21 protein-coding genes are annotated in these 15134 nt (G+C 71.5%); 10 read left to right on the forward strand and 11 right to left on the reverse strand.

The window, feature by feature from the left end; all coding sequences use genetic code 11:
- Positions 1–25: 25 nt before the first annotated feature.
- The 8 genes from ABZ953_RS08360 to ABZ953_RS08395 all read right to left on the reverse strand — a co-directional run bounded on the left by ABZ953_RS08360 (position 26) and on the right by ABZ953_RS08395 (position 4142).
- Entirely contained in the window at positions 26–580 is a 555-nt protein-coding gene (locus tag ABZ953_RS08360; RefSeq protein WP_361718726.1) for a hypothetical protein, read from the reverse strand.
- A gap of 66 nt (positions 581–646) precedes the next feature.
- A complete protein-coding gene (locus ABZ953_RS08365) occupies positions 647–994 on the reverse strand; it encodes a hypothetical protein (protein ID WP_361718729.1) in 348 nt (115 codons plus the stop codon).
- A 65-nt stretch (positions 995–1059) separates the two neighbouring features.
- Positions 1060–1350, reverse strand: coding sequence for a hypothetical protein (locus ABZ953_RS08370; RefSeq protein WP_361718732.1), 291 nt, complete (start codon positions 1348–1350; stop codon positions 1060–1062).
- A gap of 157 nt (positions 1351–1507) precedes the next feature.
- On the reverse strand, positions 1508–2110 hold the full coding sequence (locus tag ABZ953_RS08375) for a phage tail protein (RefSeq protein WP_361718735.1): 603 nt from the start codon (positions 2108–2110) through the stop codon (positions 1508–1510).
- A 131-nt stretch (positions 2111–2241) separates the two neighbouring features.
- Positions 2242–2661 carry a hypothetical protein gene (locus ABZ953_RS08380; RefSeq protein WP_361718738.1) on the reverse strand — a complete coding sequence of 140 codons (420 nt, stop codon included), beginning with the start codon at positions 2659–2661 and terminating at the stop codon, positions 2242–2244.
- A gap of 259 nt (positions 2662–2920) precedes the next feature.
- Entirely contained in the window at positions 2921–3109 is a 189-nt protein-coding gene (locus ABZ953_RS08385; protein ID WP_361719245.1) for a hypothetical protein, read from the reverse strand.
- Between the two features lie 23 nt (positions 3110–3132).
- Positions 3133–3756 (reverse strand): hypothetical protein, encoded by a 624-nt coding sequence (locus tag ABZ953_RS08390; protein ID WP_361718741.1) that lies wholly within the window; start codon positions 3754–3756, stop codon positions 3133–3135.
- The gene (locus tag ABZ953_RS08395; protein WP_361718744.1) at positions 3756–4142 is read right to left on the reverse strand and encodes a WhiB family transcriptional regulator; all 387 of its coding nucleotides are present in this window, start codon (positions 4140–4142) and stop codon (positions 3756–3758) included. The genes ABZ953_RS08390 and ABZ953_RS08395 overlap by 1 nt, the downstream gene beginning before the upstream one ends.
- 314 nt (positions 4143–4456) lie before the next feature.
- On the opposite strand from ABZ953_RS08395, the gene ABZ953_RS08400 reads away from it, so the two are divergent.
- The 5 genes from ABZ953_RS08400 to ABZ953_RS08420 all read left to right on the forward strand — a co-directional run bounded on the left by ABZ953_RS08400 (position 4457) and on the right by ABZ953_RS08420 (position 8107).
- Positions 4457–4816 carry a helix-turn-helix domain-containing protein gene (locus tag ABZ953_RS08400; protein WP_361719248.1) on the forward strand — a complete coding sequence of 120 codons (360 nt, stop codon included), beginning with the start codon at positions 4457–4459 and terminating at the stop codon, positions 4814–4816.
- A 47-nt stretch (positions 4817–4863) separates the two neighbouring features.
- Positions 4864–5433 carry a hypothetical protein gene (locus tag ABZ953_RS08405; protein WP_361718747.1) on the forward strand — a complete coding sequence of 190 codons (570 nt, stop codon included), beginning with the start codon at positions 4864–4866 and terminating at the stop codon, positions 5431–5433.
- Between the two features lie 137 nt (positions 5434–5570).
- Complete coding sequence (locus ABZ953_RS08410) at positions 5571–6326, forward strand: hypothetical protein (RefSeq protein WP_361718750.1); 756 nt, start codon at positions 5571–5573, stop codon at positions 6324–6326.
- 54 nt (positions 6327–6380) lie between these two features.
- Positions 6381–7163 carry an ankyrin repeat domain-containing protein gene (locus ABZ953_RS08415; protein ID WP_361718753.1) on the forward strand — a complete coding sequence of 261 codons (783 nt, stop codon included), beginning with the start codon at positions 6381–6383 and terminating at the stop codon, positions 7161–7163.
- A gap of 227 nt (positions 7164–7390) precedes the next feature.
- Positions 7391–8107 carry a sensor domain-containing protein gene (locus tag ABZ953_RS08420; RefSeq protein WP_361718756.1) on the forward strand — a complete coding sequence of 239 codons (717 nt, stop codon included), beginning with the start codon at positions 7391–7393 and terminating at the stop codon, positions 8105–8107.
- Position 8108: 1 nt separating this feature from the next.
- Here ABZ953_RS08420 and ABZ953_RS08425 read toward each other — a convergent pair whose 3' ends face one another.
- On the reverse strand, positions 8109–8681 hold the full coding sequence (locus tag ABZ953_RS08425) for a GNAT family N-acetyltransferase (protein ID WP_361718759.1): 573 nt from the start codon (positions 8679–8681) through the stop codon (positions 8109–8111).
- 129 nt (positions 8682–8810) lie between these two features.
- Positions 8811–10412 carry an ABC-F family ATP-binding cassette domain-containing protein gene (locus ABZ953_RS08430; protein ID WP_361718762.1) on the reverse strand — a complete coding sequence of 534 codons (1602 nt, stop codon included), beginning with the start codon at positions 10410–10412 and terminating at the stop codon, positions 8811–8813.
- A gap of 194 nt (positions 10413–10606) precedes the next feature.
- On the opposite strand from ABZ953_RS08430, the gene ABZ953_RS08435 reads away from it, so the two are divergent.
- The 3 genes from ABZ953_RS08435 to ABZ953_RS08445 all read left to right on the forward strand — a co-directional run bounded on the left by ABZ953_RS08435 (position 10607) and on the right by ABZ953_RS08445 (position 12071).
- Complete coding sequence (locus ABZ953_RS08435) at positions 10607–11182, forward strand: HhH-GPD-type base excision DNA repair protein (protein WP_361718765.1); 576 nt, start codon at positions 10607–10609, stop codon at positions 11180–11182.
- A 266-nt stretch (positions 11183–11448) separates the two neighbouring features.
- Complete coding sequence (locus ABZ953_RS08440; protein ID WP_361718768.1) at positions 11449–11793, forward strand: hypothetical protein; 345 nt, start codon at positions 11449–11451, stop codon at positions 11791–11793.
- Between the two features lie 128 nt (positions 11794–11921).
- The gene (locus tag ABZ953_RS08445; RefSeq protein ID WP_361718771.1) at positions 11922–12071 is read left to right on the forward strand and encodes a hypothetical protein; all 150 of its coding nucleotides are present in this window, start codon (positions 11922–11924) and stop codon (positions 12069–12071) included.
- A gap of 58 nt (positions 12072–12129) precedes the next feature.
- On the opposite strand, the gene ABZ953_RS08450 is transcribed toward ABZ953_RS08445, so the two are convergent.
- Positions 12130–13635, reverse strand: coding sequence for a helicase HerA-like domain-containing protein (locus ABZ953_RS08450; protein WP_361719251.1), 1506 nt, complete (start codon positions 13633–13635; stop codon positions 12130–12132).
- A 297-nt stretch (positions 13636–13932) separates the two neighbouring features.
- On the opposite strand from ABZ953_RS08450, the gene ABZ953_RS08455 reads away from it, so the two are divergent.
- Positions 13933–14229, forward strand: a complete 297-nt coding sequence (locus ABZ953_RS08455; protein ID WP_003955420.1) for a type II toxin-antitoxin system VapB family antitoxin — start codon at positions 13933–13935, stop codon at positions 14227–14229.
- 169 nt (positions 14230–14398) lie between these two features.
- Positions 14399–15064, forward strand: a complete 666-nt coding sequence (locus ABZ953_RS08460; protein ID WP_361718774.1) for a LytR C-terminal domain-containing protein — start codon at positions 14399–14401, stop codon at positions 15062–15064.
- Positions 15065–15134: the final 70 nt, after the last annotated feature.

The raw sequence follows: 15134 nt of genomic DNA on the forward strand, positions 1-15134 counted from the left end.
AGGGGCCGCCGGTTGGGGTTGGTGTTCAGTCGGTGGTGAGGCTCCAGTACTGGGCGTTCAACAGGAGGTATCCGGGCCCGGTCACACTGATGGCCTCGTGCGTGTGGTTCGGCGCGGACAGCTCCTTGCCCGCGCCGAAAGCGGGGCCGAAGAGCGTCAACGCCCCGGCGTACTGACCTTTGTTCCACGTGATGCGAAGCCGCTTCTTCGTACCTTCGGCGACCCGCAGCACCCACGGCCCTTCCCCGGACATCTCACCGGCGACAAGCTCGACGTCCCGTTCGGCCAGTCGCCGCACCTTCCAGCCACCGAGACCCGTGAACGTGGCCTTGCCTCCGTGGCGGAACAGTCGGAGGGAATTGAAATCCGACGGCAGCACGAAGCGGTGGCGGTCCATGCCCCACAAGGTGGAGCCGTATCCCGCGCTCTGTGTCGACTCCGTGCGCCGGACGATGTGTGCGTCGAGCTGCGCGCCGAAGACCCCGCGGATTTCCAACGGTATGGGCGCGGCATCGCCGGCCTCACGAATGAGGATTTCGCGGCTGCGCCAGGCCGACCACTGCTGCTCCGTGTCGTTCACGAGGTTCCCTCCCTTAGTCCACGCTGTCCGGCAGATCATCGCCTGTCCGCTGTCGTGGCGGGAGGGTCAGGAGAAGAAGGCCGCTAGTTGTGTGGCCGTAGGCTTGGGGTCAAGGGTGGGTTCCTGGGTGGGATGGGCACCCTGAGACGTCGGCTGCCGGTCGGCGCCCGGGCGCGGCAGGGGCTTCGGGGGGTCCAGGGGGTCCGCGTCCTCGTCCTGGTTGACGGCAGCGAACATCCAGTTCGCGTCCGCCAGTTGGTCCACCACGTGGGCCAGGAGGTAGTCGGTGACCGACCACTCCGCCGCCTCACCCTCCGTCTCCCGCGCCACCGCCCCGTCTCGCGGCAGATGGCGGATCAGGACCGCGAGCCGGCGCGAGGAGAGGCGGCCGCGGTGCCAGTCGAGGAGGTCCACGCCGTAGTGGCGCAGCAGGTCGGCCTCCAGAGCCTCGGCGTGTTCGTCGACGAACGCGCCGAGGCTCAGCCTTCCCCCAGGCCGAGCCCGGTCTCCTTGCCGTACGCCTCAAGGATCGCGGCGATGTCCTGCATCGTGACGTCGTGCCGCTCGAAACGGGCGAACTGCTGCTCGCCCAGGAGCAGTTCGAGCAGCCCGTCCACATCGTTGTCGTCGAGGTCGCGCAGTTGGCGCGCGATCGTGCGGGTCAGCTCGGTCGGCAGCTCGAAGCTGTCGGAGTCGAGCTCGAAGGTCCAGGCGCGGCCGAGCGCTTCGAGGCGCTGGGCTCGGGCCGCGTTGACGTTGAAGCCGGACACGGGTTCTCTCCTTCGGCAAGGCGACGCCCGGCCGTGCTGGGGGCACGGGCCGGGCGTCGCTCGGATCCTACGAGGTCGCGCGCAAGCGCAACCGGCGATTTCGCGCAATCAATCAGACGGGAGGCGGAGTTGGTCGGTCCGTCCTCCCCAGGGCGGCTTACGAGTAGGACGTGGCCAGTTCCTTCATGCGGAAGCTCGCCAGCGGCGCCGTGTCATTCATGGCCAGCGCCGTGAAGGTCACGCCCAGCTTCACCGCGCCGGTCCGGGTCAGGCCGATCTCCTCGGTCTCGGTGACCTGGCCGCGCGGCACCACGAAGCGGTAGACGGACCCGCCGTCCGTGAACTCGATGCCGAGGGCGCGCTCGTCCGGCGCCGGGGAGTTGGCGAGCTCGTACGTGAACTCCTTGATCTCCGGCTCCGCCAGCGTCGAGGGCGGCGTGGTGGTCCCCGCCTTCACCTCACCGCCGCCCATGAAGAAGGCGAGGGTCGCCTTGTTCAGCTGCAGCAGCTGGAACTTCACAGTGAGGTCGCGGTCGGAGTAGATGAACCGCGCCGGGCTCACCGACTGCCAGGTGTCGACCGGGTCGATCTTGTCCTTCTTGTTGAACTTGATGCCGTCGGTCGTGGTGTAACCGAGGTCCGTCCACTTCGTCTTGTCCCAGTCGCCACTGGCGTTGGCGGGGGCCGCAGTGTTGACGGGGGCGATCAGGACGCGTCCGGTACCGGCGACGCGGATTTCCTTGCCGTTGTTGCCTGCCATGCGTACTCCTCAGAAAGTGTGGATTGTGTGGGTTGGGTACGACGAAGGCCCCGCCGGGTCGGCAGGGCCTGGGAATGCGGGACTTGCTCACTCACATGCGGGGACTTGCTCACTCACATGCGGAGACTTGCTCACGCGGGGCGGATCGAGATCCGTACCGTCGACAGATACCGATTGCCCGCCGGACGGTTGTAGTCGGGCAGCCAGCGCGGCCCGTCCGTCTCGGTGACGTCGGTGACGACGGCCCCGCCGTACGAGGTGGCGACCAGTTCGAGCACACAGGCACGGGCGGCGAGGGAGATGCCGTGCGCGGTGGACTTGTCCGGGCCGTAGACCTCGAGGTCGAGCAGCGGCTGGTCGAGATGCCGGTCGTCGACCCACGCGCCACCGACGCGGGAGACGAGGACGGCCTTCTGGGTGCCGTCGAACCCGGCGGGCGGTCTGTTGTCGACGACCGAACCGGCGAGTTCCGGCCGGTTCTTGAGGAAGTCGACGACGAGCCGTTCCGCGTCGGGGAAGGTCAAGATGGACACATGGACACTCCCTGTCATCGGAGACGTCCATCAAGGACGCCGTAGGGGCTGAGCTCGGAGTTCGGGCACGTTCGGGCAAGCTCGGGCAACGCAAAGCGGCAGGTCCGCCGCCCCTCGCAGGGGGCGCAGCTCTGCCGCTGCTCCAAGTGTGATCCAGGGTCCTGATTCCCGCAACTGAGGTCGGTGGGGCTCCTGTTGGGGCCGTACGCGTACGCACGGAGGGCCCCGCACCACCCTGGTACGGGGCCCTCGTTTCCCTCGTTTTCCTGCTTTGCCGCTACGGCCGCGTCACCCGCGCCCCTCGTACGGAGCGCTCCGCGGCGAACACGTCCTCCAGCCGGTACATCGACCGCCTCCCCTGCCGCCCGGCCGCCGTGAGGTGGCCGAGCTGCACCCACTTGCGGATGGTGGCGGGCGAGACGTCGGCCTCGGTGGCGGCGAGGTCACCCGTGATCAGCGGAGACATCTGCGGCGCGGTCAGCTGAGAGTTCACTTCGTCTCCTCCTCGTCCAACTCGTCCAACTCGTCCAACTCGTCGAGCACGTGGCGGCAGGGGGGATTCACGCACATCGCGACGCCCCGCTCCGGAAAGGCCCGCAGCGATACGGAGTCGCAAGCCGGGCAGCGCCCCGGGAGCCGCACCAGCTCTTCGGGGTCGCCCAGGGCGCGGGCGCAGCGCCGGGACATCCGGCACGCCTCCGCCTCGACGTGGACGGCCAGATCGGGCAGGCCCGCGACCGCGTCGAGCAGTTCGGTGAGGCGGCGCAGGCGGACCGGCACGGGGGCCGCGTTGATACGGCGCAGGCCGAGCCGGTCGCGTACGGCCTCCTCCAGTTCGACCACCCCGTCGCCGATGTCGCGGAGGGCGTCGGACACGTAGAGGCGGACCGGGGCACCGGCGGACGGGCCGGGGCCGCCGCCCCGCACCTCGCGCAGGGTGCGGCCGGTGCTGGGCGCGAGCTCGGCGAGGAGCAGGGGGTAACGGCGCCGGAGCGAGTCGATCCAGAGCGCCGCACGGGCGGTCTCGGTGCCGCTCGCCGGGGTGTGCAGGTTGCTCATCACGGGGCTCACGGAGTCACTCATCACGGCGTTGCTCATCACGTGGTTGCTCATCACGGCCTCCCGGTCTTCTGGCGTGGCTTGACCTCGCGGCCGTTGCGCCACAGGCGTCCCCCGCTGACCCCGTCGAACCAGGTGCGCGAGGGGTCGACGATGGCTTCGCATTCACGTCGAATCGGACACTGATTGCAGGCGCGCAATACCGGCGCCGCTTCGGCGGGGCTGCGGGTAAAGACGTACTGCTGGGGGAGATCCGCGCAGGCGGCGTCTCTGCGCCAGTCGGGAGCCTCGTCCGAGACAACTTGAGTAGGAGGGAAAGCGCTGTTCAGAGTAGGTGCGGCGACAAGTGTCCGATTGGGCATGCGCAACCCCTCCGTCGGTGTGCGAACATATGTTCGAAGACGTCGATGCGTGATCAGAGTTCCACGCTGCGTGCGCATGCGCAACTAAAAACGTAGAGGCGAGGGATCGGAGGGGAGCAAGGGGAAGTAAGGGGTGGCTGAAAATCTCCGTCACGGAGGGCCCTGCGCGGGATCTTCACAACAACGTGCGAGCGCGCACATATTTCGGTGCGCGCACGATCGGTACGCTCGCCCTGCGACGAGGGGAGAGCGACGACATGGTGTCCAGTCAGCGGGCCAGCGCCCGCATCGACCAGGCGTACCGAACCGGGATCAGCCACGATCAGAGTCGGGAGAGTGGCCGGAATCGAGCGGACGAACTGGAGGAATTCGCCGAGTGGATCGAGGGCGTGATGCGCGAGCGCGGATACGACATCGACAGCCCGCGCGGCGGCGGCAAGTCCAAGCTCGCGGACGACGCGGGCGTGCACCGGGCCGCGGTCAGCCGGCTCATCCAGCGGCAGAGCATGCCCGACCTGGAGACGATGCGGCGCCTTGCGGCCGTGCTCGGCGTGCCGCTGCGCGACATGCTGATCCGATCCGGACGGCTGTCCGAGAGTGATCTGCCGATCGTGGCCGCCCGGGGCGGCGAGAGCGACGACGCCCCCCGACTGCTGAGCCCCGAGGAAGCGGCCCGGAGAATGGGGGTGCCTCCAGAACTGCAGGCGGTCTTCGTGAGGGTCACGAAGGCGTTCCTGCCGCAGATCGAATAGCAGGGGGCCGCCTTACGCAGCCCCGGGGGCACAGAGGGAGTGCGAACATGCCGACTGACGAAGCGGAGGGTCCGTCCGGAGGCGCGCGACGCGGTACGGGACGGCATGACGTCGAGGGGGAGACCACCGCGTCGGAGGAGCTCGCCTTCCTCGTCGGCGGGTTACTGATCGAACTCGGGTCGAAGATCCAGGAAGCCGGTATCGACGGCGTCCGGATACTCACCGAGGAGGAGGCGCAGCAGAGTCAGCTGCGCTGGTTCCGCGAGGGCTGGGCGGAGCACGCCCGTGCGACGGAGACCGCGGGTGCGGCCGACCACGCCCGCGCGACCGACCACGAGTCCGCCGCGGCGGCACCGGCGGGCCATGGAGACGTGGAGCCGCCGCCCGCGTCATCCGGCTCGTCCGCGTCATCCGGTTCAGCCGCGTCATCCGGCTCGTCCGCGCCACCCGGCTCGTCCGCGCGGCTGTTCCAGTTTCCCGCGGGGCCGCCCCGAGGGGCCCACCCGCTGCCGATCGTGGGCAGGGACGACGCCCGCGGCACACGGGACTTGATGTCGCACCGGCCGCGGAGACGCCGGGAGGACCCGCCGAAGGGCCACCCGGGTACGGACGCCTGACCACCACACCGGCCGCACCTGCCGCACCTGCCGCACCTGCCGCTCACTGCCACCCCGCCCGCGGCTGTCACGTATCCTCCGCAATCGCCCGTGATTCGCCCGTACGGGTGGCGGAGCACGAAGAGGATGGACTGCTGGTGTCACAGGTGTCGCGGATCCCGCTGGTGTCGCTGGTTTCTCGCCTGGCCGTCCGGGGGTGGCGGGCCCTCGTCCGCGAGTGGCGTGAGGTGGTCGTCGGACCGGTGCGCCGACTGCGGGCGCGCGGCCCCGCCGGTGTCTCGCTCGCGCTCCTCGCCACCGTCGCCGTCGTCGGACTGCACGAGTTCCAGCAGACGCCGACCGGTGCCGATGTGCTGCGCGTAATCAGTGAGGTACAGGCCGACCAGCCCGTCTGGCTCTCACTGCTCCGCACGCCCGTCTCGCTGTTCGTGCCCGCGGTGGACCTGCCTGCCTGGGGCGGGCTGCCCCGGCTCTTCCTTGCGTTCGCGCTGGCCGAGCTCGTCTTCGGGCGAATACGCACGCTGGCGGTGGCCTACACCGCCACGCTCGCCGGGACGCTCGGGGCCCGCGTCATGATCGCGCTCGGGCCCGACCGTCTCGGCCTGCCCGCCGACGCCGCCCACGCGGTCGACACCGGCGCCTCCGCGGCGATCGTCGGGCTCTACGCCTACACCGCCGTGGCGCTGCGCGCGCCCGTCCTCTTTCTCGTCGCGGTCGTCCCCACGGTGGCCGGTTCGGTGGCCGACCTCGACCTCGCGGGCCGCGAGCACCTCGTCGCCGTGGCCGTCGCGGTGATCGTCGCCGGGGTCCTGCACCGCGGTGGACGGACTGAGAGAGCCGAACGCCGCGGGCGTTCCGTGAGCGCGGACGGGCCCGTTGTCGGTGGCCACTGACAGAATCGACGTCGACGCAGACACCGTGGTCAAAGATCAGGAGGCTGGCCGGTCATGGCAGTCATCGACGCGGGGAGTCCCCTGGCGGTCGCGGTGACCGGGGCGATGCGGGCCGGTGACGTACCCGGCCTGCGGCAGCTACTCGACGCGCACCCCGGCCTCGGGTCCACCCGGATCAGAAAGATCGGCGAGGCCGCGGGGACCCGCAGTCTGCTGCACGTCGCCACGGACTGGCCGGGGCACATCCCCGCAGGTCCGGAGATCATCGCCACCCTGGTCGCGGCGGGCGCCGACCCCGGCACGCGGTTCGTCGGGGCCCACTCCGAGACGCCTCTGCACTGGGCCGCGAGCAACGACGACGTAGCGGCGCTGGACGCCCTCGTCGCGGCGGGCGCGGACATCGAGGCGACCGGCGGCGTCATCGCGGGCGGCACACCGCTGGCCGACGCGCGCGGCTTCGCCCAGTGGCGTGCGGCGCGGTGGCTGCTTGAGCACGGGGCGCGGACGACGTTGCAGGACGCGGCGACGCTGGGCCTGCTCGACCGGGTCGCGGCGCTCGTCGAGGGGCGGGCTCACGTCGAAGGGCGGGCTCACGTCGAAGACAGCGGCGAGGCACCGGGGCGGCCCGACACGGACGACATCGACGCCGCCTTCTGGGGCGCCTGCCACGGCGGGCAGCGGGCCACCGCGCGCTATCTGTTCGAGCGGGGCGCGAATCTCGACCGGGTCGGGTACGACGACCTGACGCCGCTGGACGTGGCCATCGAGGCGGGCGCGGAGGACGTCGCACGGTGGCTGCGGGGTCAAGGAGCGCGGCGCCGGGCGGAGTTGGCCTGACGGGGCTTTACATAGGTGTCCCCCGTAGGTGTCCTGTCCCCCGTACGTGGGGCGGGGCAGAACCGCACGTACCCCGGGGCAGATAGGGGGCCTAGCACCACCCCCCGGACACCGGATCACCGTATGTCGCCGGGCCCGGCGCGCGGGAGATCATCGAGGCACCCCACCGCGACGACCCATCGCGACACCCCACCGCCACGACCCACCGCCACGATTCGAGGCCCGCCATGAGCACCAGCACCCTGCCGCACACCACTTCGGTCTCGGCGGCCGCTCCCCTCCACGTGCCCGCTCCCGCGGAGAAGCCCGGTTTCTGGCGGGCGCCCTTCGCCACCGCCACCTTCCGCGAGCTCGGCTACGTGCTGACCTCGCTGCCCGTCGCCATCGCCGGGTTCACGTGCGCCGTGACCATGTTCTCCCTCGGTGCGGGCCTGCTCGTCACCGTGCTCGGCCTGCCCGTCCTCGCCGCGGCGCTCGCGGCGGCACGGGGGCTCGGGGGCGCCGAGCGACGGCGGGCCCGCACGGGGCTCGGGCTCGCCGTCGCCGGGCCCGGGGCGTTCGATGGGCCGCGGGAGGCGGGCCGTTGGGCCGGTTTCAGGGCCCGGCTCGCGGACGGGGCGGGGTGGCGGGCGCTGCTGTTCCAGGTGGTCATGTTCCCCTGGCGCGTCCTGAGTTTCGTCCTGGCGGTGACGTTCTTCGTCGTCGGCTGGGTGGTCGCGCTCTTCCCCACGTACTCCTGGGTCTTCCACCGCTACGTCGGCTGGCCCGGCTACCGCGTGTACGACTTCACCTCCGGCGGCGAGCGGCACGCGTACTACGTCACCTCGCCCGCGCAGATCGCGGCGGTCTCCCTGATCGGCCTCGTGATCCTCTTCCTCACCCCGAAGCTGGTCCGCGCCCTGACGAACGTCGACCGCGCCGCGGTGCGCGCGCTGCTCGGCTGAGTCACCCGGGATCGCCGGAAGCGGCGGGGGCGGCGGGGGCCGCGTAGCAGTGCAGGGTGACCCGTCGGCCGGGCTCCCACTCCTGCTCGACGATGCCCAGAAGGCGCCAGTCAAGGCGTTCGTAGAGCGCGGCCGCCGCGGTGTCGGAGGACACCACGTCCAGGACCGGATGCAGCCCGCGCGCCCGCGCCTCCCGTACGACCCGGCCCATCAGCAGGGCCCCGATGCCGTGGCCGCGGGCGTCCGGTCCGACGAAGAGGCGGCTGACGACACCGGCCCCGCCCGGCCCCGCGTCCCCGCCCCACAGGCCGGGCGCCTCGTCCCCCGCCCCGGGACGGGACAGCCCCACGTGGCCTACGACGCGCCCGTCGAGCTCGGCCACCCAGGCGCCGAGACCGCCGCTGCCCTCCAGCCACTCGCCGGGCTGCGGCGGCCAGTCGGCCGGGTAGCCATCGGCCTTGTGGACGCTCGCGAGCACCCCGACGCAGGCCTCCACGTCACGCTGACCGGAGCGTTCCCGCAGCCGGAGGACAGGGTGGCCGTCGGCCGCGTCGGCGGCACGGTCTCGTCTCATCGCAGCATCGAATCACAGCGGCGGGGCCGGTACGGGCGTCCACCGCGAATCGCTGCGCGCGGCCTTGACGGAGGGACAACTCACCTGTACGTAGGCGAGCTTGGGCCTCACACGCGACTCACACGCGACTCACGCGAGCGTGACCAGATCCCGGTAGTCCGGGCTCCACAAGTCCTCCGATCCGTCCGGGAGCAACAGCACCCGGTCCGGCCGCAGCGCGTCGATCGCGCCCTCGTCGTGCGTGACCATCACGATCGCCCCCGGATACGTGCCGACGGCGCCGAGCACCTCGTCCCTGGACGCCACGTCGAGGTTGTTGGTGGGCTCGTCGAGCAGCAGGACGTTCGCGCCCGAGTGGACGAGGCCCGCCAGCGCGAGCCGCGTCTTCTCGCCGCCGGAGAGGACCGCGGCGGGCTTGTCCGCGTCGTCGCCGCCGAACAGGAACGATCCAAGGACGCGCCGCACCTCGCCGTCCGTGAGGTGCGGGGCCGCGCCCGCGAGGTTCTCCCGGACCGTCTTGTCACCCTCCAGAGTGTCGTGCTCCTGCGCGAAGTACCCGAGGCGGAGCCCAGGCCCCTCGACCACCCGTCCCCCGTCCGGGAGTTCACGCCCCGCCAGGAGCCGGAGCAGCGTCGTCTTGCCTGCTCCGTTGAGCCCGAGGACAACGAGGCGGCTGCCCCGGTCGACGGCCAGGTCGACGCCCGTGAGGACGCGATGGGACCCGTACGCCTTGGTGAGGCTGATCGCGCCGAGCGGCATCCGGCCGCACGGGGCGGGCTCGGGCAGCCGGATCCGTGCGACCTTCTCGCCGCGCCGGACCGGTTCCGTCCCCGCGAGCATGCGCTCCGCGCGCCGGTCCATGTTCTTCGCGGCGGTGGCGGTGGAGACGTGCGAGCGCATCTTGTCGGCCTGCGCGCGCAGCGACGCGGCCTTCCGCTCGGCGTTGGCGCGCTCACGCGTACGCCGCCGCTCGTCCGTCGCGCGCTGGGCGAGGTACGTGTGCCAGCCGGTGTTGTGCACGTCGATGGCCGCGCGGCGCGGATCGAGGTGGAACACGCGGTTGACCACGTCGGCGAGGAGCCCCGTGTCGTGGCTGATGAGCACGAGGCCGCCCGGGTAACCCGCCAGATAGCCGCGCAGCCAGCCGACCGAGTCGGCGTCGAGGTGGTTGGTCGGCTCGTCCAGGAGCAGCGTGTCGTGCTGCGAGAACAGGATCCTGGCCAGCTCCACGCGGCGCCGCTGGCCGCCCGACAGATCGCCCACGGGCTGGTGCAGCGCGCGCTCGGGCAACCCGAGCCCGGCGGCCACGCGGGCGGCCTCGGCCTCCGCGGCGTAGCCGCCGCGTGCCTGGAAGCGGTCGTCCGCGCGGACGTAGGCCGCCATGGCCCGCTCCTGCGCAGCCGGGCTCACCGCCGCCGCCATGGCGGCCGCCGCGGTACGCGACGCCGCCACCGCCTCGTCCAGGCCACGGGCGGACAGGATGCGGTCGGCGACGCTGACGGCGGGGTCGGCGGCGCCCGGGTCCTGGGCGAGGTGGCCGACGGAACCGGTACGGGTGACGGAGCCGTCGGCGGGGACGGCCCGGCCCGCGAGGATCTTCATGAGGGTGGTCTTGCCGGCGCCGTTGCGCCCGACCAGGCCGACGCGGTCGCCGGGGGCGATGTGGAAGGAGACGTCGGACAGCAGAAGGCGGGCACCGACGCGCACGTCGGCACCTCGAACGGTGATCATGAGGTAACACTCCGCAATAGCGAATGGACACACGGGTGACGTGGAGGCGTGTGTCCTGGCTAGGAAATGCGGGGCGTAGACATGTGATCGAGGCTAACGCGGCCGCCGCAGGGTCCGCATCCGCATTTCGGCGCGACGGGCCGCGGGGCCGCCCGCGACGGGCGACGGGGCCGGTCACGGGGGATCATCGGCGCATGGACGTGACCCTTCACCTCGCACAGGACGAGTCGGCCGACGAACTCCTCGGCCGCAGTCCGCTGGCCGCGCTGGTCGGCATGCTCCTCGACCAGCAGGTCCCCATGGAGTGGGCGTTCACGGGCCCGTACACGATCGCTTCGCGGCTGGGGGCGGACGATCTCGACGCGCACGAGATCGCGGCGTACGACCCCGAGGACTTCGCCACGCTCCTCTCCACGAAGCCGGCGGTGCACCGCTACCCGGGTTCGATGGCCAAGCGGATCCAGCAGCTCTGCCAGTACCTGGTGGACCACTACGACGGTGACCCCACGGCCCTCTGGCAGGACGCCGCCACCGGCGGCGAACTCCTCGAACGCCTGGGCGCCCTGCCCGGCTTCGGCAAGCAGAAGTCCCAGATCTTCCTCGCCCTCCTCGGCAAGCAGCTGGGCGTCCGCCCCGAGGGATGGCGCGGGGCGGCCGGGGACTACGGGACCGCCGAGGCGTACCGGTCCGTCGCGGACATCACGGGTCCGGAGTCCCTCCTCAAGGTCCGCGCGCACAAGCAGCAACTGAAGGCACAGGCGAAGTCCTAGGCCGGGTGGGGCGGAGCGGAGCGGGGCGGGGTGGGGTGAGTAGGCCTTCCCCGCTCGCCTCCCTCCGACGGTACGAACAGGCCCGCCGCTCCGCGGCGGATGCCCCACCCGTATGCCCCGCGACGCACAGCGACAGTAGGAGCGCCTGAGTGGGGCCCTGCCGCACAGCCGACGCGGGAGCGGGTGAGGCACGAAGCCCCTAGCCCAAGAGGGCGGTTCTCGGCGCGTGGCGGTCTGCGGGCCGTTCGCACGGGGACATGCCCTCCATGAGCGTCCCGGCCCCGCCCCACCGCCGCCACCCCGCGTGGCCCCGGGCGCTGCTCACCCTCCTCGCGCTGCTCCTCGCCGCCCTCACCGCCACCGCCACCCCCGGCGCCCAGGCGAGCCCGCGCCCGCCCGCCGCCCTCTCCACGGAGTCCGGCGGCAGCGAGATCCAGCAGGACGCCACCGATACTGCGCTGCGCCTCCCGACCGGCCACGCCACTCGCGTCCCCACCCCCCGTACGCCCGCCGCGGCGCCACCCCGCCGCCCCGCGGCCGCCCCCGCGCCACGCCCCACCCTTCTCCACCCGCACGTCCCGACCCCCCGTTCGGTGGTCCTGCGCTGCTGACAAGGACAAGGACAAGGACAAGGACACGGACAGGGAGCAGGCACGCATAAGCCGCCCCCATCCCCGTCCTCCGCCCTCCGTCCTCCATCCCCCTCAGCCGTCCCAGCGCGCAGATCAAGGACACCCTCATGCCCATCGACCCCTACGCGGCCCTACAAGCGCTCCTGCGCGCGGAAGCCGCCCGCACGACACCCCCACAACCGTCCCCCGCCTCCTCCGAGCAGACCACCCGAGGGACTGACCCCACCGAACCCGGGCAGCAGCCCAAGGACGCCTGACCCCGACGGCCCGGCGCAGCCCCGCACAGGGCGCCCCGCTCAAGGCGCCCCGCCAGAATCAGCGTCTGCGCCGAGCCGTCCCGAACACCGACCGTGAGATCTCCCGCCCGATCTGCGTCCCCATGGACCGCAGCAGCGACTTGAACATCCCGCTCCCCACCACCTGCTCCACCACGGACCCGTCCCCCCGGGGCTTCGCAATGGCCGCCTTCTCGGCCTTCTCGGCCTCCTGGGCCGTCAGCTTCTCGTACGCGGACTCACGGTCGACCGCGTCCGCGTACCGCGAGTACAGCAGCGACGAGCGCACCGCCTGTTCCAGCGCTTCCGCCGCCACCGGACCCATCAGCGACTCGGGCGCCCGCAGCCGCGTCGCCGCGACCGGCGTCGGCGCGCCCTTCTCGCTCAGCACCGTGATCACGGCCTCGCCGGTGCCGAGGCCCGTCAGCACCTCCGCCAGGTCGTACGCCGAGTCCGGAAACGTTCGTACGGTCGCCTTCAGCGCCTTCTGGTCGTCGGGGGTGAACGCTCGCAGCGCGTGCTGCACACGGTTGCCGAGCTGCCCGAGGACATCCGCGGGCACGTCCTTCGGCGTCTGCGTCACGAAGAAGACGCCGACGCCCTTGGACCGGATGAGCCGCACGGTCTGCGTGATGGCTTCGAGGAACGCCTTCGACGCCCCGTTGAAGAGCAGGTGGGCCTCGTCGAAGAAGAACACGAGCTTCGGCTTCTCGACGTCGCCCACTTCCGGCAGATCGTTGTAGAGGTCGGCGAGGAGCCACATCAGGAAGGTCGAGAAGAGCTGCGGCTTGTCCTGGACGTCGGCCAGTTCAAGGACCGACACGAGCCCCCGCCCGTCCGGCGCGAGCCGCAGGAACTCGCTCGTGTCGAACTCCGGCTCTCCGAAGAAGTCCGCCATGCCCTGCGCCTCGAAGGCGGTGAGCGCCCGCAGGATGACGCCCGCCGTCACGGTCGAGAGGCCGCCGACGCCTTTGAGCTCGGGCTTGCCCTCGTCCGAGGTCAGGAAGGTGACGACGGCCCGCAGGTCCTTCAGGTCGACCAGTTCGAGCCCCTTCTGGTCGGCGTAGTGGAAGATCAGCGCGAGCGACTGCTCCTGGGTCTGGTTGAGCCGCAGCACCTTGGAGAGCAGTACGGGTCCGAAGCTGGTGATCGTGGCGCGGACGGGAATCCCGGTCCCGATGCCCCCGAGCGCGTAGAACTCGCTCGGGAACCCGGTCGCCGCCCACTCCTGCCCGACGTCCCGGGCGCGCTCGGCGACCTTGTCGCCCGCCGCGCCGGGGGCCGAGATCCCCGATACGTCGCCCTTGATGTCCGCGAGGAAGACGGGTACGCCCTGCGTGGCCAGCTGTTCGGCGATGAGTTGCAGCGTCTTGGTCTTGCCCGTGCCGGTGGCCCCGGCGACGAGGCCGTGCCGGTTGAGCATGGGCAGCGGGATGCGGATCTGCGCGTCGGCGAGGCACTCCCCGCCCCAGAGCAGCGCGCCGAGGTCGAGGGCGGGCCCGGCGAAGGCGTACCCGGCGGCGATCTCCACGGCTTCCTGAGGCAGCGCCCGCCCCGTACCGCTGTCTCCCTCGCCCTCTCCCCCGCCGCCCCCCTCACTGTCTCCCTCACCGATGCCGCCCCCGGAACCTTCACTTCCGCCCGTCACCCCGGCGGCCGGTACAGACTCGTTCGGGCGGTTCGCACGGCCCGAGGTGGACGGCTTCGGCTGGCTCTCGCTCACTTCGGCCCCTGTTCCCGGCTGGTGCGTTTCCGGTTTGCCCCGCTTTACAGCGTCATTTCCCAGGGTCGCACTCCGTCGCCATGGCTGCGCCCGGAGAGCCTTGACCGGTAGGCTTTCCGTGTGATCTTCAAGCGCATCGGAAACGGCCGGCCGTACCCCGACCACGGCCGGGAAAGCACCCGGCAGTGGGCGGATGTCGCGCCGCGCCCGGTCCGCCTCGATCAGCTCGTGACGACCAAGGGGCAGCTCGACCTCGAGACCCTGCTCGCCGAGGACTCCACGTTCTACGGCGACCTCTTCGCGCACGTCGTGAAGTGGCAGGGCGACCTCTATCTGGAAGACGGGCTGCACCGCGCGGTCCGCGCCGCGCTCCAGCAGCGCCAGGTGCTCCACGCGCGCGTACTCGAACTGGGCTGACGCGCGCGTCCTCGCATCGGGCTGACGCGCGCGTCAGCGAACTGCGCCGGCGCACCCGTTCCCCCGCCCGACCCGGGCTCGGCCCCACATTGGCCCTTTCGGGTTGGAGTGGCCCCCGAGTAATGATCATTTAGTAGGCATCGCCTCCCGGTCGCACTACGCTGCGCCCATGAGCATGCTCACTCCCCCCGGCATGGGCGGCGAATACCGCATCACGGGGGACAAATATCCGCGGATGCGCCGCCCCGACGGGCGCCGCAGGATCGTGCTCGCGGTCATCGCGTCCGCCGCCGTCGTGGGCCTGATCGGCTGGGGCACGCTACAGCTCATCGACGTCTTCACGGGCGGCCACAAGGCATCCGCCGCCGGAGCCGCGACCGGGAAGTGCGACCGCGGGTCCGCCGCCTCCTCCGCCCACGTCCCGAAGTCCGGCGCGCAGCCGAAACCGCTGCCGAGGCCGGGCCAGATCACCGTCAACGTCTTCAACGCCACGCCCCGCGGCGGCCTCGCCAAGAGCACCGCGGACGAGCTCAAGAAGCGCGGCTTCGCCATCGGCAAGGTGGGCAACGCGACGAAGGAGTTCGACAAGAAGGTCAAGGGCGCCGGGATACTGCTCGGCGCCAAGGCGGCCGCCGACACCGCGCTCCCCGTCCTCGGCACGCAGCTCGCGGGCGCCGAGCGCAAGTCCGACGGCCGCAAGGGCGGCGAGGTCGACCTGGTCATCGGGGCGCAGTTCAAGAACCTGGCCAAAAAAGAGGACGCCGACAGGGCCCTGGCCACGCTGGCCAAGCCCAAGTCGACGTCCACGCCGTCAGGCAAGAAGAAGAACTGCTAGGGCCTCGGCGGCCCGAAAGCCGGACCAAGATCCGGACCAAGATCCGGACCGAGAGCCGAAGCGCGATCCG

The sequence above is a fragment of the Streptomyces sp. NPDC046465 genome (assembly GCF_040646035.1).
GTDB lineage: Bacteria > Actinomycetota > Actinomycetes > Streptomycetales > Streptomycetaceae > Streptomyces.

Bases quoted from the DNA above. Each gene is read 5' to 3' on its own strand.
- ABZ953_RS08375 (WP_361718735.1), bottom strand. From the start codon at position 2,110: ATGGCAGGCAACAACGGCAAGGAAATCCGCGTCGCCGGTACCGGACGC.
- ABZ953_RS08380 (WP_361718738.1), bottom strand. From the start codon at position 2,661: ATGACAGGGAGTGTCCATGTGTCCATCTTGACCTTCCCCGACGCGGAA.
- ABZ953_RS08385 (WP_361719245.1), bottom strand. From the start codon at position 3,109: ATGTCTCCGCTGATCACGGGTGACCTCGCCGCCACCGAGGCCGACGTC.
- ABZ953_RS08390 (WP_361718741.1), bottom strand. From the start codon at position 3,756: ATGAGCAACCACGTGATGAGCAACGCCGTGATGAGTGACTCCGTGAGC.
- ABZ953_RS08395 (WP_361718744.1), bottom strand. From the start codon at position 4,142: ATGCGCACGCAGCGTGGAACTCTGATCACGCATCGACGTCTTCGAACA.
- ABZ953_RS08400 (WP_361719248.1), top strand. From the start codon at position 4,457: ATGCGCGAGCGCGGATACGACATCGACAGCCCGCGCGGCGGCGGCAAG.
- ABZ953_RS08405 (WP_361718747.1), top strand. From the start codon at position 4,864: ATGCCGACTGACGAAGCGGAGGGTCCGTCCGGAGGCGCGCGACGCGGT.
- ABZ953_RS08415 (WP_361718753.1), top strand. From the start codon at position 6,381: ATGGCAGTCATCGACGCGGGGAGTCCCCTGGCGGTCGCGGTGACCGGG.
- ABZ953_RS08420 (WP_361718756.1), top strand. From the start codon at position 7,391: ATGAGCACCAGCACCCTGCCGCACACCACTTCGGTCTCGGCGGCCGCT.
- ABZ953_RS08425 (WP_361718759.1), bottom strand. From the start codon at position 8,681: ATGAGACGAGACCGTGCCGCCGACGCGGCCGACGGCCACCCTGTCCTC.
- ABZ953_RS08430 (WP_361718762.1), bottom strand. From the start codon at position 10,412: ATGATCACCGTTCGAGGTGCCGACGTGCGCGTCGGTGCCCGCCTTCTG.
- ABZ953_RS08435 (WP_361718765.1), top strand. From the start codon at position 10,607: ATGGACGTGACCCTTCACCTCGCACAGGACGAGTCGGCCGACGAACTC.
- ABZ953_RS08440 (WP_361718768.1), top strand. From the start codon at position 11,449: ATGAGCGTCCCGGCCCCGCCCCACCGCCGCCACCCCGCGTGGCCCCGG.
- ABZ953_RS08445 (WP_361718771.1), top strand. From the start codon at position 11,922: ATGCCCATCGACCCCTACGCGGCCCTACAAGCGCTCCTGCGCGCGGAA.
- ABZ953_RS08460 (WP_361718774.1), top strand. From the start codon at position 14,399: ATGAGCATGCTCACTCCCCCCGGCATGGGCGGCGAATACCGCATCACG.